We start from the raw sequence: 16,993 nt of genomic DNA, 5'->3' as shown, positions 1-16,993 counted from the left end.
ACGGCGCCGATAATCCGGCCCGATGAACCCCGATCGCCGTCCCATTCGCGAATTGCCCGACGAGCTGGTGAGCCAGATCGCCGCCGGCGAGGTGATCGAGCGCCCGGCCTCGGTGGTGCGCGAGCTGGTCGACAACGCGCTCGACGCCGGTGCGACGCAGGTCACCGTGCGGCTGATGGCCGGCGGCGTGCGCAGCATCGTGGTCGAGGACGATGGCCACGGCATCCCGACCGACCAGCTGCCGCTGGCGTTGAAGCGCCATGCAACGAGCAAGATCGCCAACCTCGCCGAGCTCGAGTCGGTGGCGACGATGGGCTTTCGCGGCGAGGCGCTGGCGGCGATCGCGTCGGTGGCCGAGCTGTCGATCGCCAGCCGCTGCGAAGGCGATGCGCATGCCCATCGCCTGGACGCGCGCAGCGGCGAGCTGCAGCCCGCCGCGCGCGCCCGCGGCACCAGCGTCGAGGTGCGCGAGCTCTTCTTCGCGACACCCGCGCGCCGCAAGTTCCTGAAGACCGACGCCACCGAGCTGGCCCACTGCGTCGACGCGGTGCGCCGCCATGCGCTGGCGCGGCCCGACGTCGGCTTCGCGATCTGGCACGAGGGCAGGCTGGTCGAGCAGTGGCGGCCCGCGACGCCCGAGCAGCGCATCGCCGACGTGCTGGGCGCCGACTTCATCGACGGCAGCCGCCCGCTCGCCGCGAGCTTCGGCCCGCTCCGACTCGAAGGCCGCGCCGGCCTGCCCGACGCCGCCCGGGCCCGCGCCGATCAGCAATACGTCTACGTCAACGGCCGCTTCGTGCGCGACCGCCTGATCGCGCACGGCGCGCGCAGCGCGTACGAGGACGTGCTGCACGGCCAGCGCCAGCCGGTCTACGTGCTGTTCATCGACATCGATCCGCAGCGGGTCGACGTCAACGTGCACCCGACGAAGATCGAGGTGCGCTTTCGCGACGGGCGCGAGGTGCACCAGGCGGTGCGCCATGCGATCGAGGCGGCACTCGCCGAGTCGCGTGCGCCGCAGGAGGCCGCCGCGACGGCGCCGCAGCCCGCGCCGGTGCCCTTCACGCCGGTGACGACCTGGCGGCCGATGGTCGGCGGCGAACAACGGGGCCTCGGCCTGCAGGAACTGGCCTGGCTGCGGGCCGAGGAGCCGGCGCCGCGCTGGACCACGCTGGGCGCCGCGAACGGCGGTGCCGCCGGAGGCCCTACGACGGCCGTGCTCGACACCCCGGCGATGGCGCCGGTGGCCTCGACGAGCTCGCCGTCGGCCGCCAATGAACCGCACGCCGCTGCCGCCGCCCCCGACGATGCCGCCTGGCCACTGGGCCGCGCGCTCGCGCAGTTGGCCGGCGCCTACATCCTGGCGGAGAACCGCCACGGCCTGGTGATCGTCGACATGCATGCGGCGCACGAACGCATCGTCTACGAGCGCCTGAAGCGCACGCAGGGCGATGCCGCACTGGCCGCGCAGCCGCTGCTGATCCCCGCGACCTTCGCCGCCACCGGCGACGAATGGGCGACCGCCGAGGCGCAGCCCGAAGCGCTGGCGGCGCTGGGCCTCGACGTCGCGCCGCTGGCGCCCGGCGTGCTGGCGGTGCGTTCGCGTCCCGCCGCGCTGCCCGATGCCGACCCGGTCGCGCTGGCGCGCGCGGTGCTCGCCGAGCTGGCCGAGGTCGGTGCCTCGCGCGCCGTGCAGCGCGCCCGCGACGACCTGCTGGCGACGATGGCCTGCCATGGCGCGGTGCGCGCGAACCGCACGCTCACCCTGGCCGAGATGAACGCCCTGCTGCGCGACATGGAACGCACCGAGCGCGCCGACCAGTGCAACCACGGCCGCCCGACCTGGCGGCAGGTGACGATGAAGGAGCTCGACGCACTGTTCCTGCGCGGGCGCTGACACCCACTCCATGGATCAAGACGACAAGACCAACCCGGAAGGCATCCGGCTGTCGAAGCTGCTGGCCGAGCGCGGCCTCGCGTCGCGCCGCGAAGCCGACGAATGGATCGAGGCCGGCTGGGTCAGGGTCGGCGGCGTGCCGGCGGTCCTGGGCCAGCGTGTGCAGCCGGATGCGGCGATCGAGATCGATGACGCGGCGCGCAACCAGCAGGCGCAGCGCGTCACCGTGCTGCTGCACAAGCCGATCGGCTTCGTCTCGGGCCAGGCCGAGGACGGCTACGAGCCGGCCAAGGTGCTGGTCACCCCGGCGAACCGCTGGCGCGAGGACAAGCTGCCGCTGAAGTTCCACGCCGGCCACCTGCGCAGCCTGGTGCCGGCCGGCCGGCTCGACATCGATTCCACCGGCCTGTTGGTGCTGACGCAGGACGGCCGCATCGCAAAGCTCTTGATCGGCGACGACAGCCGCGCCGAGAAGGAATACCTGGTGCGCGTGCAGCCGCAGCCCGCGTGGTCGCCCGAGAAGATCGGCCTGCTGCAGCACGGACTCGTGCTCGACGGCAAGGCGCTGAAGCCGGCGCGCGTCAGCTGGGCCAACGAGGACCAGCTGCGCTTCGTGCTGCGCGAGGGCCGCAAGCGCCAGATCCGCCGCATGTGCGAGCTGGTCGGGCTGAAGGTGGTCGGCCTCAAGCGCGTGCGCATCGGCAGCGTGGTGCTCGGAAAGCTACCGCCCGGGCAGTGGCGCTACCTTCGCCCGGACGAGCGTTTTGTCTGATAGCACGCTCGGCCCGAGCCCGGTCCGCGCGGCACGACCCCCGCTGACGCCACTGGCCGCGGCCTGGCTGCTGGCGATGCTGCTCGGCCTGCAGCCGCTGACCACCGACCTGATGCTTCCGGCGCTGCCGGCGCTGGGCGCCGACCTGCGCGCGCCGGTGGCGCCGGTGCAGATGACGATGACCGCGCTGATCCTGGCGTTCGGCCTGGCGCAGCTGGTCTGGGGCCCGGTCGCCGATCGCGTCGGCCGCCGCCCGGTGCTGCTGGCCGGCCTCGCGCTGTACGTGGCGGCCTCGGTCGGCGCCGCGCTGGCCGGCGACGTCGCGCAGGTGATCGGCTGGCGGGTCGTGCAGGGCGCGGCGCTGTCGGTGCCGGTGGTCTGCGCGCGCGCGATGCTGCGCGACCTGTACGAACCGCACGAAGGCGCGCTGGTGATGGCGCGCGCGCTGTCGGGCCTCGGGCTGGTGGCGATCGCCAGTCCGCTGCTCGGCGGGCTGCTGGTCGCGATCTTCGGCTGGCGCGCGACGTTGGCGACGATGGGCGTGCTCGGCGCCGCGCTGTGGGGCTGGCTGGCGTGGAGGGTGCCGGAGACGCTGAAGCAGCTCGACCCGCAGGCCACGCGCATGAAGCCGCTGGCCCTGCAGGTCGGCCGCATCCTCGCGCACCCGGGTTTCCGCGCCTGGGCGCTGCTGGTGGCCTGCGCCTATGCCGGGCTGTTCGTCTTCCTCTCCGGTTCGGGCTACGTGCTGATCCGCGTGCTCGGGCTGCCGCCGGCGCAGGCGGGCGTCGTGATGGCGACGACCTCGCTGGCCTACATCACCGGCACCTTCATCTGCCGCCGCTGGCTGCCCCGGCACGGGCTCGTCGGCGCGGTCAAGCGCGGCAGCGCGTTCTCGATCGCCAGCGTGGCCGGCATGGCGCTGCTGGCGTGGACGGATCACCGCGCGGTGTGGGCGGTGATGCTGCCGACCTGGCTCTACATGCTCGGCCACGGCGTGCACCAGCCCTGCGGCCAGGCCGGCGCGGTCGGCCCCTTTCCGCGCTCGGCGGGGCTCGCCGCGGCGGTCGCCGGCGGGCTGCTCGCCCTGGCCACCTTCGCCATCGGCGCGTGGCTGGGCAGTGCGCTCGACGGCACGCTGCGGCCCTTCGCGATCGGCCTCGCCGTCGGCGGCAGCGGCGTGTCGCTCGTCGTCTGGACGCTGGTGCGGCGGCATGGCGAGCCGCCGCGGAGCACGACCGACGAGGGGCGGGCCGAGCGCCGGGCCGCCCCAAGCCGGCCCGCCATCCCCTCGGGGGCTGAGCCCGGACGAGGACAGTCCGGTGGACTGTCCTCGCCTGGCGAAGAGCCGAGCCGCAAGGATCGGCGCGGCCCGCAGGGCCGGCGGACGTACTCGTCCGACGAGGGGTCGACATGAAAGCGCTGGGCCTGGCGGGGCCGACCGCCTCGGGCAAGACCGGCCTCGCGCTGCAGCTGGCCGAACGCGTGCCGCTGGAGATCGTCAGCGTCGACTCGGCGCTGGTCTACCGCGGCATGGACATCGGCACGGCCAAGCCCGGCCCCGCCGAGCTGGCCGCGGTGCCGCACCATTTGATCGATATCGTCGAGCCGACCGAGGCCTACTCGGCCGCGCAGTTCGCCGCCGATGCGCGCCGCCTGATCGGCGACATCAACGCGCGCGGCAGGCTCGCGCTGCTCGTTGGCGGCACGATGCTGTACTTCAAGGCGCTGATCGACGGGCTCGACGCCCTGCCCGCCGCGGATGCCGGCGTGCGCGCCGCGCTCGAAGCGCGCGCCGCGACCGAAGGCTGGCCGGCGCTGCATGACGAGCTGCGGCGCATCGACCCGGCCACCGCCGCGCGCCTGGCGCCGAACGATGCGCAGCGCATCCAGCGCGCGCTCGAGGTGTTCCAGCTCAGCGGCCGGCCGCTGTCGCAGCACCATGGCCGGTCGACCACGCCCGGCCTCGCGCTGCCGCTGGTCACGCTGGAGCCGGTGTCGCGCGCCTGGCTGCACCGGCGCATCGCCGAACGCTTCGATGCGATGCTGGCGGCCGGCTTCGTCGACGAGGTGCGCCGGCTGCGCGCCCGCGGCGACCTGCAGCCGACGATGCCTTCCATGCGTTGCGTCGGCTACCGGCAGGCCTGGGAGGCCCTGGACGACGACGAACTCGGCCCCCTGCGCGAGCGCGGCATCGCGGCCACGCGGCAGCTCGCGAAGCGGCAGCTGACCTGGCTGCGCTCGATGCAGCGCACGGTCATCGCCTGCGACGCGGGCGGCGACCTGATCGGCCCCCTGCTCGCCCACGTGCCCGCCTGAGCGGCCGTTTCCCCCATGCTCTCGATCACGCGACTGAAGAAGGCCTACGCCGAGACGCCGGTGTTCGCCGACGTCTCGCTGGACATCGCGCGCGGCGAGTTCGTCGCGATGCTCGGCGAATCCGGCGTCGGCAAGTCGACGCTGCTGAACTGCATCGCCGGCCTCGACGAGGCGGATGCCGGCGAGATCGTGCTCGATCGCGAGGCCGTGCGCACGCTGTCCGAGCCCGGGCGTGCGCGACTGCGCCGCGAGAAGCTGGGCTTCGTCTTCCAGGCCTTCCACCTGCTGCCGCATCTGTCGGTGGCCGAGAACGTCGCGCTGCCGCTGCTGCTGCTCGATCGCCCGGACGGGCAGCGCGTTGCGCAACTGCTCGCTGCGGTGGGGCTCGCCGGCCTCGGGGCACGCAGCCCGGCGCAGCTGTCGGGCGGGCAGCTGCAGCGCGTCGCGCTGGCCCGCGCGCTGGTGCACCGGCCGCTGCTGATCCTGGCCGACGAGCCGACCGGCAACCTCGACCCGGCGACCGCGTCGCGCATGCTCGACGTGCTGCAGGCCCAGGTCCGGGCCGAAGGCGCGGCCTGCCTGCTGGTCACGCATTCGGCCGCCGCGGCCGCGCGCGCGGACCGGGTGCTCAGGCTCACCGCCACCGGCATCGTCGCCGAAGCCGGATCGCCATGAGGCTGCGGCCGCTGCTGCCGCTGTCGTGGGCCGAGTGGCGCCACCATCCCTGGCGCCATGGCGTCGCGCTGCTCGCGGTGGCGCTCGGCGTCGCGCTCGCCGGCTCGGTGCAGATGATCAACCACTCGGCGCTGACCGAGTTCGCGCAGGCGGTGCGCACGGTCAACGGCGAGCCGGACGTCGTGCTCGCCGCGCAGACCGGCGCCGGCTTCGACGACGGCTGGATCGCGACGCTGATGGCCGACGAGCGCGTCGCCGTCGCCAGCCCGGTGCTGGAGATCGACAGCCAGGCGCGACGGGTGCCCACCGCGGACGCACCCGCCGCTCCGGCGGTCGAGATGCCGGCCCCGGTGCGCATCGTCGGCATCGACGCGTTGCGTGTCGCGGCCATCGCGCCGATGCTGCTGCCGCGGCCCGCATCGGCGCCGTCCGATCCGGGCGGGACGCAGGGCGCGCTGCTGCTGCTCGACCCCGGCCTCGCCTGGCCCAATCCGGCGGCGATGGCACGGCTGAAGCTGCAGGCCGGCGACACCGTCGAGCTCCAGACGGCTGCCGGCTGGCGCCGCCTGCGCATCGGCGGCAGCGTCGCCGCCGGCAGCACGCCGCTGATCGCGATCGACATCGCCGCCGCGCAGGCCCTGTTCGGCCGCGAGGGCCGGCTGTCGCGCATCGATGTCAAGCTGGTGCAGGGCATCGACCGCGGCGCCTGGCTCAATCAGCTGGCGCTGACGCCCGAAGTACGCGTCGGCGCGGCCGACGACGCGCTGCAGCGCGTATCGAACCTGTCGCTGGCCTACCGCGTGAACCTGGGCGTGCTGGCGCTGGTCGCGCTGCTGGTCGGCGGCTTCCTCGTCTATTCGGTGGTGTCGCTGTCGGTCGCGCAGCGCACGCCGTCGTTCGCGCTGCTCGGCGTGCTCGGGCTCGCCGCGCGCGACCGGCGCCGGCTGGTGATGGCCGAGGCCGCGCTGCTGGGGCTGGTCGGCAGCGGCCTCGGCCTGGCCGCCGGGGCGCTGCTGGCCTGGGGTGCGCTGCGCCTGCTCGGCGGCGACCTCGGCGGCGGCTACTTCGCCGGCACGGCGCCGCGGCTCGCCTGGCCCTGGCCCTGGCTGGCCGCCTGCGGCGCGCTGGGCGTGCTGGCGACGGTGGGCGGCGCGTGGTGGCCGGCCCGGCGCGCCGAACAACTCGCGCCGGCCCTCGCGCTGAAAGGCCTGGGCGGCAGCGGCGGCACGGCACCGCCGGTGTGGCCGGGGCTCGCAGCCCTCGCCGGCGGCGCGCTGCTGGCGCTGGCGCCGCCGATCGCCGGCCTGCCGCTGGCAGCCTATGCGTCGGTCGCGCTGCTGCTGGGCGGCGGCGTCGCGCTGGTGCCGGCCGCGGTGCAGGCGCTGATCGGCCGCCATGCGACACCCCACAGCGCCCTCGCGCTGCTGGCCTGGCGGCGCGCGCGCTTCGCACGCCAGACCGCCAGCGCGACGGTCGCCGGCGTCGTCGCGAGCCTGGCGCTGTCGGTGGCCCTGACGGTGATGGTCGCGAGCTTTCGCGATGCGGTGAGCGACTGGCTGGACCACGTGCTGCCGGCCGACCTGTACCTGCGCACCGCCCAGAGCGCCGGCGCCGCCGAGCTGGCCCTGCTGCGGCCGGACTTCGTCGCCGCCGCGGCCAGCGTGCCCGGCGTCGCGCGGGTGCAGGCCGCGCGGCACCGGCCGATGGCGCTCGACCCGCACCGGCCGCCGGTCATGCTGGTCGCGCGGTTGATCCCCGACCCGGCCGCCACGCTGCCGCTGGTCGGCACGCTGGTACCGGCCGAACCCGGCACCACCGCGGTCTACGTCAGCGAGCCGGCCGCCGCGCTCTACGGCTGGTCGGTCGGCCAGCGCATCACGCTGCCGCTGCCGGGGCTGCAGGCGCCGCTGCAGGTGCGCGGCATCTGGCGCGACTACGCACGCCAGTTCGGCGCGGTGGCGATCGATCTCGCCGACTACCGGCGCCTGACCGGCGATGCGGGCGTCAACGAGCTGCAGCTGTGGCTGGCGCCGGGCGCGGCGCCGGCGGCGGTGGAGGCCGCGCTGGTCGCGCAGGCGGGGCCGGGCCTGCCGGTCGAGACCGCCGGCACCGCGCAGCTGCGCCGCATCTCGCTGTCGATCTTCGACCGCAGCTTCGCCGTCACCCGCTACCTGCAGGCGGTGGCGATCGGCGTCGGCCTGGTCGGCGTCGCCGCCAGCCTGTCGGCGCAGGTGCTGGCGCGGCGCAAGGAATTCGGGCTGCTCGCGCACCTCGGGCTCACGCGCCGACAGGTCATCGGCCTGGTGACGCTGGAGACGCTGGCCTGGCTGGTCGCCGGCTGCGCAGTGGGCGTCGGGCTGGGCCTGGCGATCGCGGTGGTGCTGGTGCACGTCGTCAATCCGCAGAGCTTTCACTGGACGATGTCGATGACCTTGCCGGTCGCGCCGCTGGCCGCGCTGGCCGGCGCGGTGCTGGCCGCGGGCGTGCTGACGGCCGCGTTCAGCGCGCGGCGGGCGGCGTCCCGGCAGGCGGTGCTGGCGGTGAAGGAAGACTGGTGAGGCCCGCCCGCCGCCGCCTTCTGCAGGCCCTCGCCGCGGGCGCCGCGGGGGCCTGCACGACGGCCGCGCGCGCCGACGCCATCGACGACACCGTCTCCCCCGACCGGCCGCTCGACTTCCCGCGCGACCACGGCGCGCACGCCGGCACGCGCATCGAGTGGTGGTACGCCACCGGCTGGCTGCGCGCGGCGCCCGACGCCCCGCCGATCGGCTGGCAGCTGACCTTCTTCCGCAGCCGCACGGCGCTGGCCGCCACGCTGCCGGGCCGCTTCGCGCCGCGGCAGCTGCTGTTCGCCCATGCGGCGATTTCCGACATCGGCGCGCGCCGGCATCGCGACGCCCAGCGCGTCGCGCGCTGGTCGGGCGATGCGGCGCAGCCGGAAGCGCATGCGCGCTCGTCGGACACCGATGTGGTGATCGGCCCGTGGTCGTTGCGGCGCGGCGCCGACGGCCGCTACGCCGCCCGCCTGCCGGCGCCGGAAGCCGGCTTCACGCTGGCGCTGACCCTGGCGCCCACGCAGCCGCTGCTGTTGCAGGGCCAGCGTGGCCACTCGCGCAAGGGGCCGCTGCCGCAGCAGGCCAGCCACTACTACTCGCAGCCGCAGCTGGCGGCGGAGGCCCGCTTGCAGCTCGACGGCCGCAGCCGCACGCTCGCCGGCCGCGGCTGGCTGGACCACGAGTGGAGCAACGAGCTGATGGCGCCCGGTGTGATCGGCTGGGACTGGATCGGCATCAACCTGCACGACGGCGGTGCCTTGACCGCCTTCGTGCTGCGCCGCGCCGACGGCAGCGTGGTGTGGGCCGGCGGCAGCCACCGCGGCGCGGACGGCGTGCTGCGCATCTTCGGCGATCACGAGGTCCGCTTCGAGCCGGGCCGCGAATGGCTCAGCCCGGGTTCGGGCGCGCGCTACCCGGTGGAGTGGACGATCACCACGCCGGCCGGCCGCTTCGCGCTGGCCGCGCTGCTCGACGCGCAGGAGCTCGACAGCAGCGCCAGCACCGGCGCGATCTACTGGGAAGGGCTGTCGGCCTTGCGCGATCCGGCGACCGGCCGCGAACTGGGGCTCGGCTACCTGGAGATGACGGGGCGCAAGACGGCGCTGAAGCTCGGCTGATGCCGCCGCCTAGATGGGACCCTTGGCCCGGCGGTCGCCCAGCGACGCCCCCGGCGCCGGCTGGCGGCGCGGCTGCACCGGTGCGGCGCGCACGCAGTTGCGGCCGGCGGCCTTGGCCTCGCGCAGCGCGGTGCCGGCATCGGCGATCACCGCATCGAGCGCGGCATGGTCGGCGCCGACGGCCGCGACGCCGATGCTGACGGTCATGCCGACCGACTGGCTTTCCCAGGTCAGGCGGTAGCCCGCGACACGTTCGCGGATGCGTTCGGCGACGTCGAGCGCGCCGATCGGATCGGTGTGCGGCAGGTAGACGACGAGCACGCCGCCGCCGAAGCGCGCGAGCAGGTCGTACTGGCGCAGCGTGGCCGAGGCCAGGCGGGTGATTTCCACCAGCGCGGCATCGCCGCAGGCGCCGCCGTGCTTGTCGTTGAGGGTGCGGAAATGATCGACGTCGACCATCAGCAGCGCGGCATCCTCGCCGTGACGGCGGATGCGGGCCCATTCGCGGTCGGTCGCGGCGACGAAGTGGCGCTGCGTGAAGGCGCCGGTGAGGGCGTCGCGCGTGGCCGCGACGTCGACCTCCGGCAGCGCCGGGACAACGCCGGGGCCGGCGCGCCAGAACAGCGTGGCAGCGAACAGCACGGACGGCAGCGCGGCCGCGGCGCCGAGCAGCGCGAAGGCGGCCACCGACGCGCCGGTGGCCGCGGCGATCGCCGCGCCCGTCAACGCCGCCAGCGCCACCGCGACCGGCAGCACCACCAGCGCCAGCTTCACCGGCCCGATGCGGCCGGCCCAGCGTCGCCAGTCAGCACCCTGCGGCGTGACGGACGCGCCCACGACGGGCAATGCGGCGGCGGGTCGGGGGGCACTCATGATCGTTCGATTCGACCACAAACCGACCTTGCACGAGCGTGAGAATTGCATCGGCGTGGTAGCGCATTTCCGGGGGGTGGACCCCGTCAATGCGCGCCCGCATCGGCCGGCGCCGCAGCCGACATCAGGCGCGGCCGACGCATCGGCCACAGCAGCACGATGAGGCCCAGGAACAGCAGCGACGAGGCGAGGAAAACATCGTCGGCGGCGCGGGTGAAGGCCTGCTGGTCGACCAGCCGGTTCACCTGCGCCAGCGCCTGCGCGGCGCTCAACCCGGCCTGCTCCAGCTGCGCGAGCGTCGCGGCCATCGGCCCGTCGCCGAGCGCCAGTTCCTCAGTCAGGTGCGCATGGTGCAGTGCCGCACGCGATTCCCACAGCGTCGTCGCGATCGAGGTGCCGACCGCGCCGGCCGTGATGCGCACGAAGTTCGTCAGGCCCGACGCCGACGCGATGCGCTCGGGCGGCAGGCCGGCGAGCGTCAGCGTGGTCAGCGGGATGAAGAAGAAGGCCATCGCGGCGCCCTGCAGCACCGTCGGGATCATGATGTGCACCAGGTCGGTCTGCGGCGTGAAGCCCGAGCGCAGCCACAGCACGAACGCGAAGCCGACGAAGGCGCCGCCCGCCATCCAGCGCGGGTCCCAGCTGGCCACCTTGCGGCCGACCAGCGGCGTGAACAGGATCGCCAGCACGCCCACCGGCGCCAGCGCCATGCCGGCCGCGGTGGCGGTGAAGCCCATGTGCTGCTGCAGCCACAACGGCAGCAGCACGACGTTGCCGAAGAACAGGCCGTAGGCCACCGACATCGCCAGCGTGCCGACCGCGAAGTTGCGGCCGCCGAAGAGCCGCAGGTCGACCACCGGGTGCGCGTCGGTCAGCTCCCACACCACCAGCAGCACGAGGCCGACCACCGCGGCGATGGCCAGGCCGACGATCAGCGGCGAGGCGAACCAGTCGAGCTCCTTGCCCTCGTCGAGCATCAGCTGCAGCGAACCGACGCCGGTCACCAGCAGCGCGAGGCCGATGCGGTCGATCGGCAGCTTGCGCGTCGCCGTCTCGCGCTTCTTGTAGATCACCCAGGTGACCGCCGCGGCGCCCAGGCCGACCGGCACGTTGATGTAGAAGATCCACGGCCAGGCGATGTTGTCGGTGATCCAGCCGCCCAGCAGCGGCCCGGCCACCGGCGCGACCAGCGTCGTGACGCCCCACAGCGCCAGCGCGGAGCCGGCCTTCTCGCGCGGGTAGCTCGCCAGCAGCAGGGTCTGCGACAGCGGGATCATCGGCCCGGCGACGAGGCCCTGCAGCACGCGCGCGGCGATCAGCAGCTCCAGCGTCGGCGCGAAGCCGCACAGCCACGACGACAGCACGAACAGCAGCACGCTGGCGGTGAACAGCCGCACCGCGCCGAAGCGCTGCGTCAGCCAGCCGGTCAGCGGCACCGAGATCGCGTTGGCGATCGCGAAGCTGGTGATGACCCAGGTGCCCTGCGACGGGCTGGCGCCCAGGTCGCCGGCGATCGCCGGGATCGACACGTTGGCGATCGACGAGTCCAGCACGTTCATGAACGTGGCCAGCGACAGCGCCAGCGTGCCGAGCGCCAGCTGCCCGCCACGCAGCGGCGGCGGCGGGGCCGCCGCCATCGTCGGAGCGGACGACATCACTGCACCGCGGTGGCGCCGCGCAGGTTGGCCTTGACGATGCGCTGCACCTCGGCATCGGCCTCGCGCGCCAACGCGTCGAAGACCGTCGTGCGCTGCGTCGCCGGCGCGCTGGCCGGCGCGTTGGCCAGCGCGGCGCCGCTGCCGTCGCTGACGTCGACCTCGACCGCCATCGACAGGCCGACGCGCAGCGGGTGCGCGTTCAGCTCGGCGGCATCGAGCGTGATGCGCACCGGCACGCGCTGCACCACCTTGATCCAGTTGCCGGTGGCGTTCTGCGCCGGCAGCAGCGCGAAGGCCGCGCCGGTGCCGGCGCCGAGGCCGGCGATGCGCCCGCTGTAGCGCACCTTCTCGCCGTAGACGTCGGCCACCAGCGTCGCCGACTGGCCGATGCGCAGCTTGCGCAGCTGGCTCTCCTTGAAGTTCGCGTCGACCCACAGCCGGTCGAGCGCGACCACGGTCATCAGCGGCGCACCGGCGGCCACACGCTGGCCGACCTGCACGCTGCGCCGCGCGATCACGCCGTCGACCGGGGCCTTCAGCTCGGTGCGCTTGACCGCCAGCCAGGCCTCGCGCACGCGGCTGGCGGCGCGCTGCACGCCGGGATGCTGCTCGACCGCGGTGCCGGCCGTCATCACCTGGTTCGACGCCAGCGCCTGGCGCGCCGCGACGGCGGCCGACTGCGTAGCCGCGACCGCGCTCTGCGCCGCCGACAGCTGCGCCTTCGCATGCGCGAACTCTTCCTGGCCGACGGCCCCGGAGGCGACCAGCGGCGTGCGCCGCGCGACGTCGTCCTGCGCGCGCGCCAGCTCGGACTTCGCGCGGGCGGTCTCGGCATCGCGCAGCGCGACCTGCGCCGCCAGGGTCGCGTTGTTCGCGTACATCGTGCGCACTTCGCGCACCGCCTGGCCCAGCTGGGCCTCGGCCTGCTCGAGCGCCAGCTGCGCATCGGCCGGGTCCAGCCGCACCAGCGCCTGGCCGGCCTTCACCGCGTCGGTGTCGTCGGCCTGGATGGCCACCACGGTGCCGTTCACCTGGGGCGTTATCTGCACGACATGGCCCTGCACGTAGGCGTTGTCGGTGTGCTCGACGCGGCTGGCGATCAACCACCACCACGCCGCGCAGGCGATGGCGCCGAGGGTCAGCACGCTGCCGACGGCAGCGAGCGCCTTGCGGCGGGTGGCGGGTGCCGCCACCGGGGCGGGAATCGGCGCGGAGGTCGGTGCGTTCATCGGGGTGTCTAGAGCGTCAGGTGAGGGTCGGCCTGCCACCCGCCGCCGAGGGCATGGGCGAGGTCGATGCGGGCGTCGAGCGCACGCGCCTTCAGGTCGGCGCCGAGGCGCCGCTGTGCCAGCACGCCGCTTTCGGCACTGAGCACCGTGAGGTAGGTGCCCAGGCCGGCGCGGTAGCGCTGCTGCGCGAAGTCGTAGGCGGCCTCGGCCGCCGCCTGGGCGGCCTGCTGCTCGGCCTGCTGGCGCTCGATCGAGCGCAGCGACGCCACCGCGTCGGCCGTCTCGCGCGCGGCGTCGAGCACGGCGCCGTTGTAGGCGGCGATCGACGCGTCCAGCTCGGCTTCGCGGCCCTTCAGCTGCGCGCGCAGCCGGCCGCCGTCGAACACCGGCAGGCGCAGCGCCGGGCCGATGCCGACGTTCAGCGCGCCGGCGCTGAGCAGGCGATCGAGGCCGAGCGCGCTGAAGCCGGCGAAACCGATCAGGTCGATGTCGGGATAGAACTCGGCGCGTGCGCCCTGCACGTCGCCAGCCGCGGCCTCGATGCGCCAGCGCGCGGCGACGACGTCGGCGCGGCGGCCGAGCAGGTCGGCCGGCAGGCGCGCGGGCAGCGGCTCGGCCGGCAGCGCCTTCAGCGCCGGCGCCAGCGTCGCCAGGGCCTGCGGCGGCTGGCCGGCCAGCACCGCGAGGCGGTGGCGCGCCAAGGTGATCTGCTCCTCGAGCGCCTCGATCTGCTGGCGCACCTCGGGCACCGCGGCTTCGGCCTGGCGCAGCTCGACCTGGGTGTCGACGCCGCCGCCCACGCGCTGGCGCGTCAGCCCGAGCATCGCTTCGCGCTGCTGCAGCGTGCGGCGTGCGATCCCGCGCTGCTCGACCAGGCGCGCCAGACCCACGTAGCCTTCGGCGATGCGCAACGCCAGCAACACGCGCGCGGCAGCCAGCTCGGCCTGCGCGGCCCGCTGGCGGCCCAGCGCGGCCTGCAGCGCCGCCTCGTGACGGCCGAAGAAGTCGAGCTCCCAGCGCCCGGCCAGCTGCAGCGTCGCGTTCGTGCGCTCGCTGCCGGCGATCGGCGGTGGCACCAGCCCGCGTTCGGTGTAGTGCTGGCGGGTGGCGTCGGCGGCCAGGTCGAGGCGCGGCGTCGTCGCGGCGCGACGGCCGGCGAGCGCGGCATCGGCCGACGCAACGCGGGCGGCGGCGACCTGCAGGCCGGGCTGGTTCGCGAGCGCCTGGTCGATCAGGGCATCGAGTGCCGGGTCGCCGAAACGGCGCCACCAGGCGGCGTCCGGGGCGCGGGATGTCGTCGCGTCGTCGAAGCCGGCGGCGGCGGCTTCGATGCGCTGCAGCGGCGTCGCCGCCGGTCCCGGACTGGCACAGCCGGCGAGCAGCAGCACCAGTGCCGCCGCCACCGCCAGCGCGGCGACGCCACCGGTCTGCAGCGCCGGCTTCGCGGCCGTCATCTTCATGTCGTCGGTTCCTTGTCGTCCTTGTTCTCGCGCATCGCGTCGCCATTGGCGACCAGGCGCTGCAGCAGCGAGACCAGCGTCTGCCACTCGGCCTTGGTGAAACCGGCGAGGTGGGCGTTGAAGACCTCGGCCAGCACGGCCGGCACCAGGTGCGCGAGCTGCTCGCCTTCGGGCGTCAGCGCGAGCTTGACGACGCGGCGGTCGTCCTCGGAGCGCACGCGCTTGAGCAAGCCCTTGGTCTCCAGGCGGTCGAGCGCGCGCGTCATCGCGCCGGGGTCGAGCACCACGCCGCGCGCAAGCTCGGCCATCGTCGAGCAGTCGCCGTTGGCGATCTTGTACAGCGGCACCCACTGCGCATGCGTCAGGTCGTGCGGCGCGAGCCGGCGATCGACCTGGCCGACGATCGACAGCTGCGCGCGTTTGGTCAGCAGGCCGATGCTGTCGTCGGCGCGCAGGGTGTCGGCGCGGTAGAACACGGCGGGCTTGGGGGGCTTCGGCGCGACCATGGACCGGAAATATGCTTGCTTAGGCAATGGTTGTCGCGGCACTATTTGAATAGGCTAGCTTTCTGCAGGGTCTTGCCGGCGGCGGGCACCGGGGCGCCCGGCCGTCCTGCGAATCGGCCTCCTACACTGGCGCCATGCCACCTGCTTCTTCCGACCGCCCGAAGGCCGCGACACCGCAGTCGCTGTCGGGCCTGCTGCCTTTCCTGCGGCCGTACCGCGGCCGCATCGGCCTCGCGCTGCTGTTCCTGGTGATGGCCGCCGCGACGACGCTGGTCTTCCCGATGGCGCTGAAGTCGCTGATCGACCAGGGCCTCGTCGCCACCGACCCCGGCGCGCGGGTGATGGCGCTGCGCGGGCACTTCGCGGCGCTGTTCGCGGTGGGCGTCGCGCTGGCGCTGTTCTCGGCGCTGCGCTTCTACATGGTCAGCTGGCTCGGCGAGCGCGTGACCGCCGACCTGCGCAACGCCGTCTACGGCCACGTGCTGCGGCAGAGCCCGGAGTTCTTCGAGACCACCGCCACCGGCGAGGTGCTGAGCCGGCTGACGACCGACACCACGCTGGTGCAGACGGTCGTCGGCTCCAGCCTCAGCATGGGCCTGCGCAACACGGTGATGGGCATCGGCGCGCTGGCGATGCTGGTGATCACCAACCCCGCGGTGATGATGCAGGTGCTGGGCATCCTGGTGCTGGTGGTGCTGCCGAGCATCTACTTCGGCCAGCGCGTGCGCAAGCTCAGCCGCGCCAGCCAGGACCGCGTCGCCGATTCGAGCGCCATCGCCGCCGAGGTGCTGAACGCGATTCCCGTCGTGCAGGGCTACGTGCAGGAGGGCCGCGAGTCGGCGCGCTTCGACACCGCCACCGAGAACGCCTTCGAGACCGCGCGCAAGCGCACCCGCGTGCGCTCGCTGCTGATCGCCTTCATCATCAGCTCGATCTTCGGCGCGCTGCTGTGGGGCCTGTACCAGGGCACGCAGGCGGTGATCGCCGGCCGCATCTCGGCCGGGCACCTGGGGCAGACGGTGGTCTACGTGATCATCCTGGTCAGCTCGGTGGCCGTGCTGTCCGAGGTCTATGGCGACCTGCTGCGCGCCGCCGGCGCGACCGAGCGGCTGATGGAGCTGCTCGCGGCGCGCTCACCGGTCGCCGAACCGGCGCGGCCTCGGGCGCTGCCGCCGGCGCAGGGCGGCTCGCGCGTCGAACTGCACGGCGTGCGCTTCCACTACCCGTCGCGGCCGCAGCATGCGGCGCTGGCGGACATCGACCTGGTCGTCGCCCCGGGCGAGACCGTCGCACTGGTCGGCCCCAGCGGCGCCGGCAAGAGCACGGTGCTGCAGCTGCTGCTGCGCTTCTACGACGTGCAGGCCGGCAGTGTCGCGATCGACGGCGTGCCGGTGCGCGACGTGTCGCTGGCCGCGCTGCGCGAGCGCATCGGCCTGGTACCGCAGGACAGCACGGTGTTCTCGACCAGCGCGCTGGAGAACATCCGCTACGGCCGCCCCGACGCGAGCGACGAGGAGGTGATCGCCGCCGCCAGGGCCGCCTTCGCGCACGACTTCATCAGCGCGCCGCCCGAGGGCTACGGCACCTTCCTCGGCGAGCGCGGCGTGCGCCTGTCCGGCGGCCAGCGCCAGCGCATCAGCATCGCCCGCGCGATCCTGAAGAACCCGCCGCTGCTGCTGCTGGACGAAGCCACCAGCGCGCTCGATGCCGAGAGCGAACGCATGGTGCAGGCGGCGCTCGAGGCGGCGATGGCGCACCGCACCACCATCGTCATCGCGCACCGCCTGGCCACCGTGCTGAAGGCCGACCGCATCGTCGTGCTCGACGGCGGGCGCATCGTCGACGTCGGCACGCACGACGAGCTGGTGGCGCGCGGCGGGCTCTACGCGCGGCTGGCGTCGATGCAGTTCGGGCTGGAGGCAGAGGCATAATCC

13 protein-coding genes are annotated in these 16,993 nt (G+C 74.3%); 8 read left to right on the top strand and 5 right to left on the bottom strand.

Annotation, left to right across the window (positions count from 1 at the left end; translation table 11 throughout):
* The first annotated feature begins 22 nt into the window (after window positions 1-22).
* From mutL to P1K89_RS01370, 7 genes are read left to right on the top strand one after another with little or no spacing between them, the layout of a single operon-like run.
* Entirely contained in the window at window positions 23-1,897 is a 1,875-nt protein-coding gene (mutL, locus tag P1K89_RS01400; RefSeq protein WP_284614563.1) for a DNA mismatch repair endonuclease MutL, read from the top strand.
* Window positions 1,898-1,907: 10 nt separating this feature from the next.
* Window positions 1,908-2,669 (top strand): pseudouridine synthase, encoded by a 762-nt coding sequence (locus tag P1K89_RS01395; RefSeq protein WP_284614562.1) that lies wholly within the window; start codon window positions 1,908-1,910, stop codon window positions 2,667-2,669.
* On the top strand, window positions 2,662-4,083 hold the full coding sequence (locus tag P1K89_RS01390) for a multidrug effflux MFS transporter (RefSeq protein WP_284614561.1): 1,422 nt from the start codon (window positions 2,662-2,664) through the stop codon (window positions 4,081-4,083). The genes P1K89_RS01395 and P1K89_RS01390 overlap by 8 nt, the downstream gene beginning before the upstream one ends.
* On the top strand, window positions 4,080-4,985 hold the full coding sequence (gene miaA, locus P1K89_RS01385) for a tRNA (adenosine(37)-N6)-dimethylallyltransferase MiaA (protein WP_284614560.1): 906 nt from the start codon (window positions 4,080-4,082) through the stop codon (window positions 4,983-4,985). The genes P1K89_RS01390 and miaA overlap by 4 nt, the downstream gene beginning before the upstream one ends.
* A 15-nt stretch (window positions 4,986-5,000) precedes the next feature.
* Entirely contained in the window at window positions 5,001-5,660 is a 660-nt protein-coding gene (locus P1K89_RS01380; RefSeq protein ID WP_284614559.1) for an ABC transporter ATP-binding protein, read from the top strand.
* A complete protein-coding gene (locus tag P1K89_RS01375; RefSeq protein WP_284614558.1) occupies window positions 5,657-8,218 on the top strand; it encodes an FtsX-like permease family protein in 2,562 nt (853 codons plus the stop codon). The genes P1K89_RS01380 and P1K89_RS01375 overlap by 4 nt, the downstream gene beginning before the upstream one ends.
* Window positions 8,215-9,333, top strand: coding sequence for a lipocalin-like domain-containing protein (locus P1K89_RS01370; RefSeq protein ID WP_284614557.1), 1,119 nt, complete (start codon window positions 8,215-8,217; stop codon window positions 9,331-9,333). Before P1K89_RS01375 ends, P1K89_RS01370 begins: the two co-directional genes overlap by 4 nt.
* A gap of 9 nt (window positions 9,334-9,342) precedes the next feature.
* Here the strand turns inward: P1K89_RS01370 and P1K89_RS01365 are convergent, their stop codons facing one another.
* From P1K89_RS01365 to P1K89_RS01345, 5 genes are all read right to left on the bottom strand, one after another.
* A complete protein-coding gene (locus P1K89_RS01365; protein WP_284614556.1) occupies window positions 9,343-10,206 on the bottom strand; it encodes a GGDEF domain-containing protein in 864 nt (287 codons plus the stop codon).
* Between the two features lie 86 nt (window positions 10,207-10,292).
* The gene (locus P1K89_RS01360; protein ID WP_284614555.1) at window positions 10,293-11,861 is read right to left on the bottom strand and encodes a DHA2 family efflux MFS transporter permease subunit; all 1,569 of its coding nucleotides are present in this window, start codon (window positions 11,859-11,861) and stop codon (window positions 10,293-10,295) included.
* Window positions 11,861-13,093 carry an HlyD family secretion protein gene (locus P1K89_RS01355; RefSeq protein ID WP_284614554.1) on the bottom strand — a complete coding sequence of 411 codons (1,233 nt, stop codon included), beginning with the start codon at window positions 13,091-13,093 and terminating at the stop codon, window positions 11,861-11,863. The genes P1K89_RS01360 and P1K89_RS01355 overlap by 1 nt, the downstream gene beginning before the upstream one ends.
* A gap of 8 nt (window positions 13,094-13,101) precedes the next feature.
* Complete coding sequence (locus tag P1K89_RS01350; protein ID WP_350079774.1) at window positions 13,102-14,553, bottom strand: efflux transporter outer membrane subunit; 1,452 nt, start codon at window positions 14,551-14,553, stop codon at window positions 13,102-13,104.
* Window positions 14,550-15,059: a MarR family winged helix-turn-helix transcriptional regulator gene (locus P1K89_RS01345; RefSeq protein WP_284614553.1), complete on the bottom strand. Its 510-nt coding sequence runs from the start codon at window positions 15,057-15,059 to the stop codon at window positions 14,550-14,552. The genes P1K89_RS01350 and P1K89_RS01345 overlap by 4 nt, the downstream gene beginning before the upstream one ends.
* Window positions 15,060-15,193: 134 nt before the next feature.
* Between P1K89_RS01345 and P1K89_RS01340 the strand changes: the two genes are divergently transcribed.
* Window positions 15,194-16,990: an ABC transporter transmembrane domain-containing protein gene (locus P1K89_RS01340; protein WP_284614552.1), complete on the top strand. Its 1,797-nt coding sequence runs from the start codon at window positions 15,194-15,196 to the stop codon at window positions 16,988-16,990.
* Window positions 16,991-16,993 lie beyond the last annotated feature (3 nt).

This window comes from Aquabacterium humicola, assembly GCF_030167915.1.
GTDB lineage: Bacteria > Pseudomonadota > Gammaproteobacteria > Burkholderiales > Burkholderiaceae_C > Pseudaquabacterium > Pseudaquabacterium humicola.
Note: the sequence above shows the minus strand (reverse complement) of the source record. Positions and strands in the feature narration are given on the sequence as shown.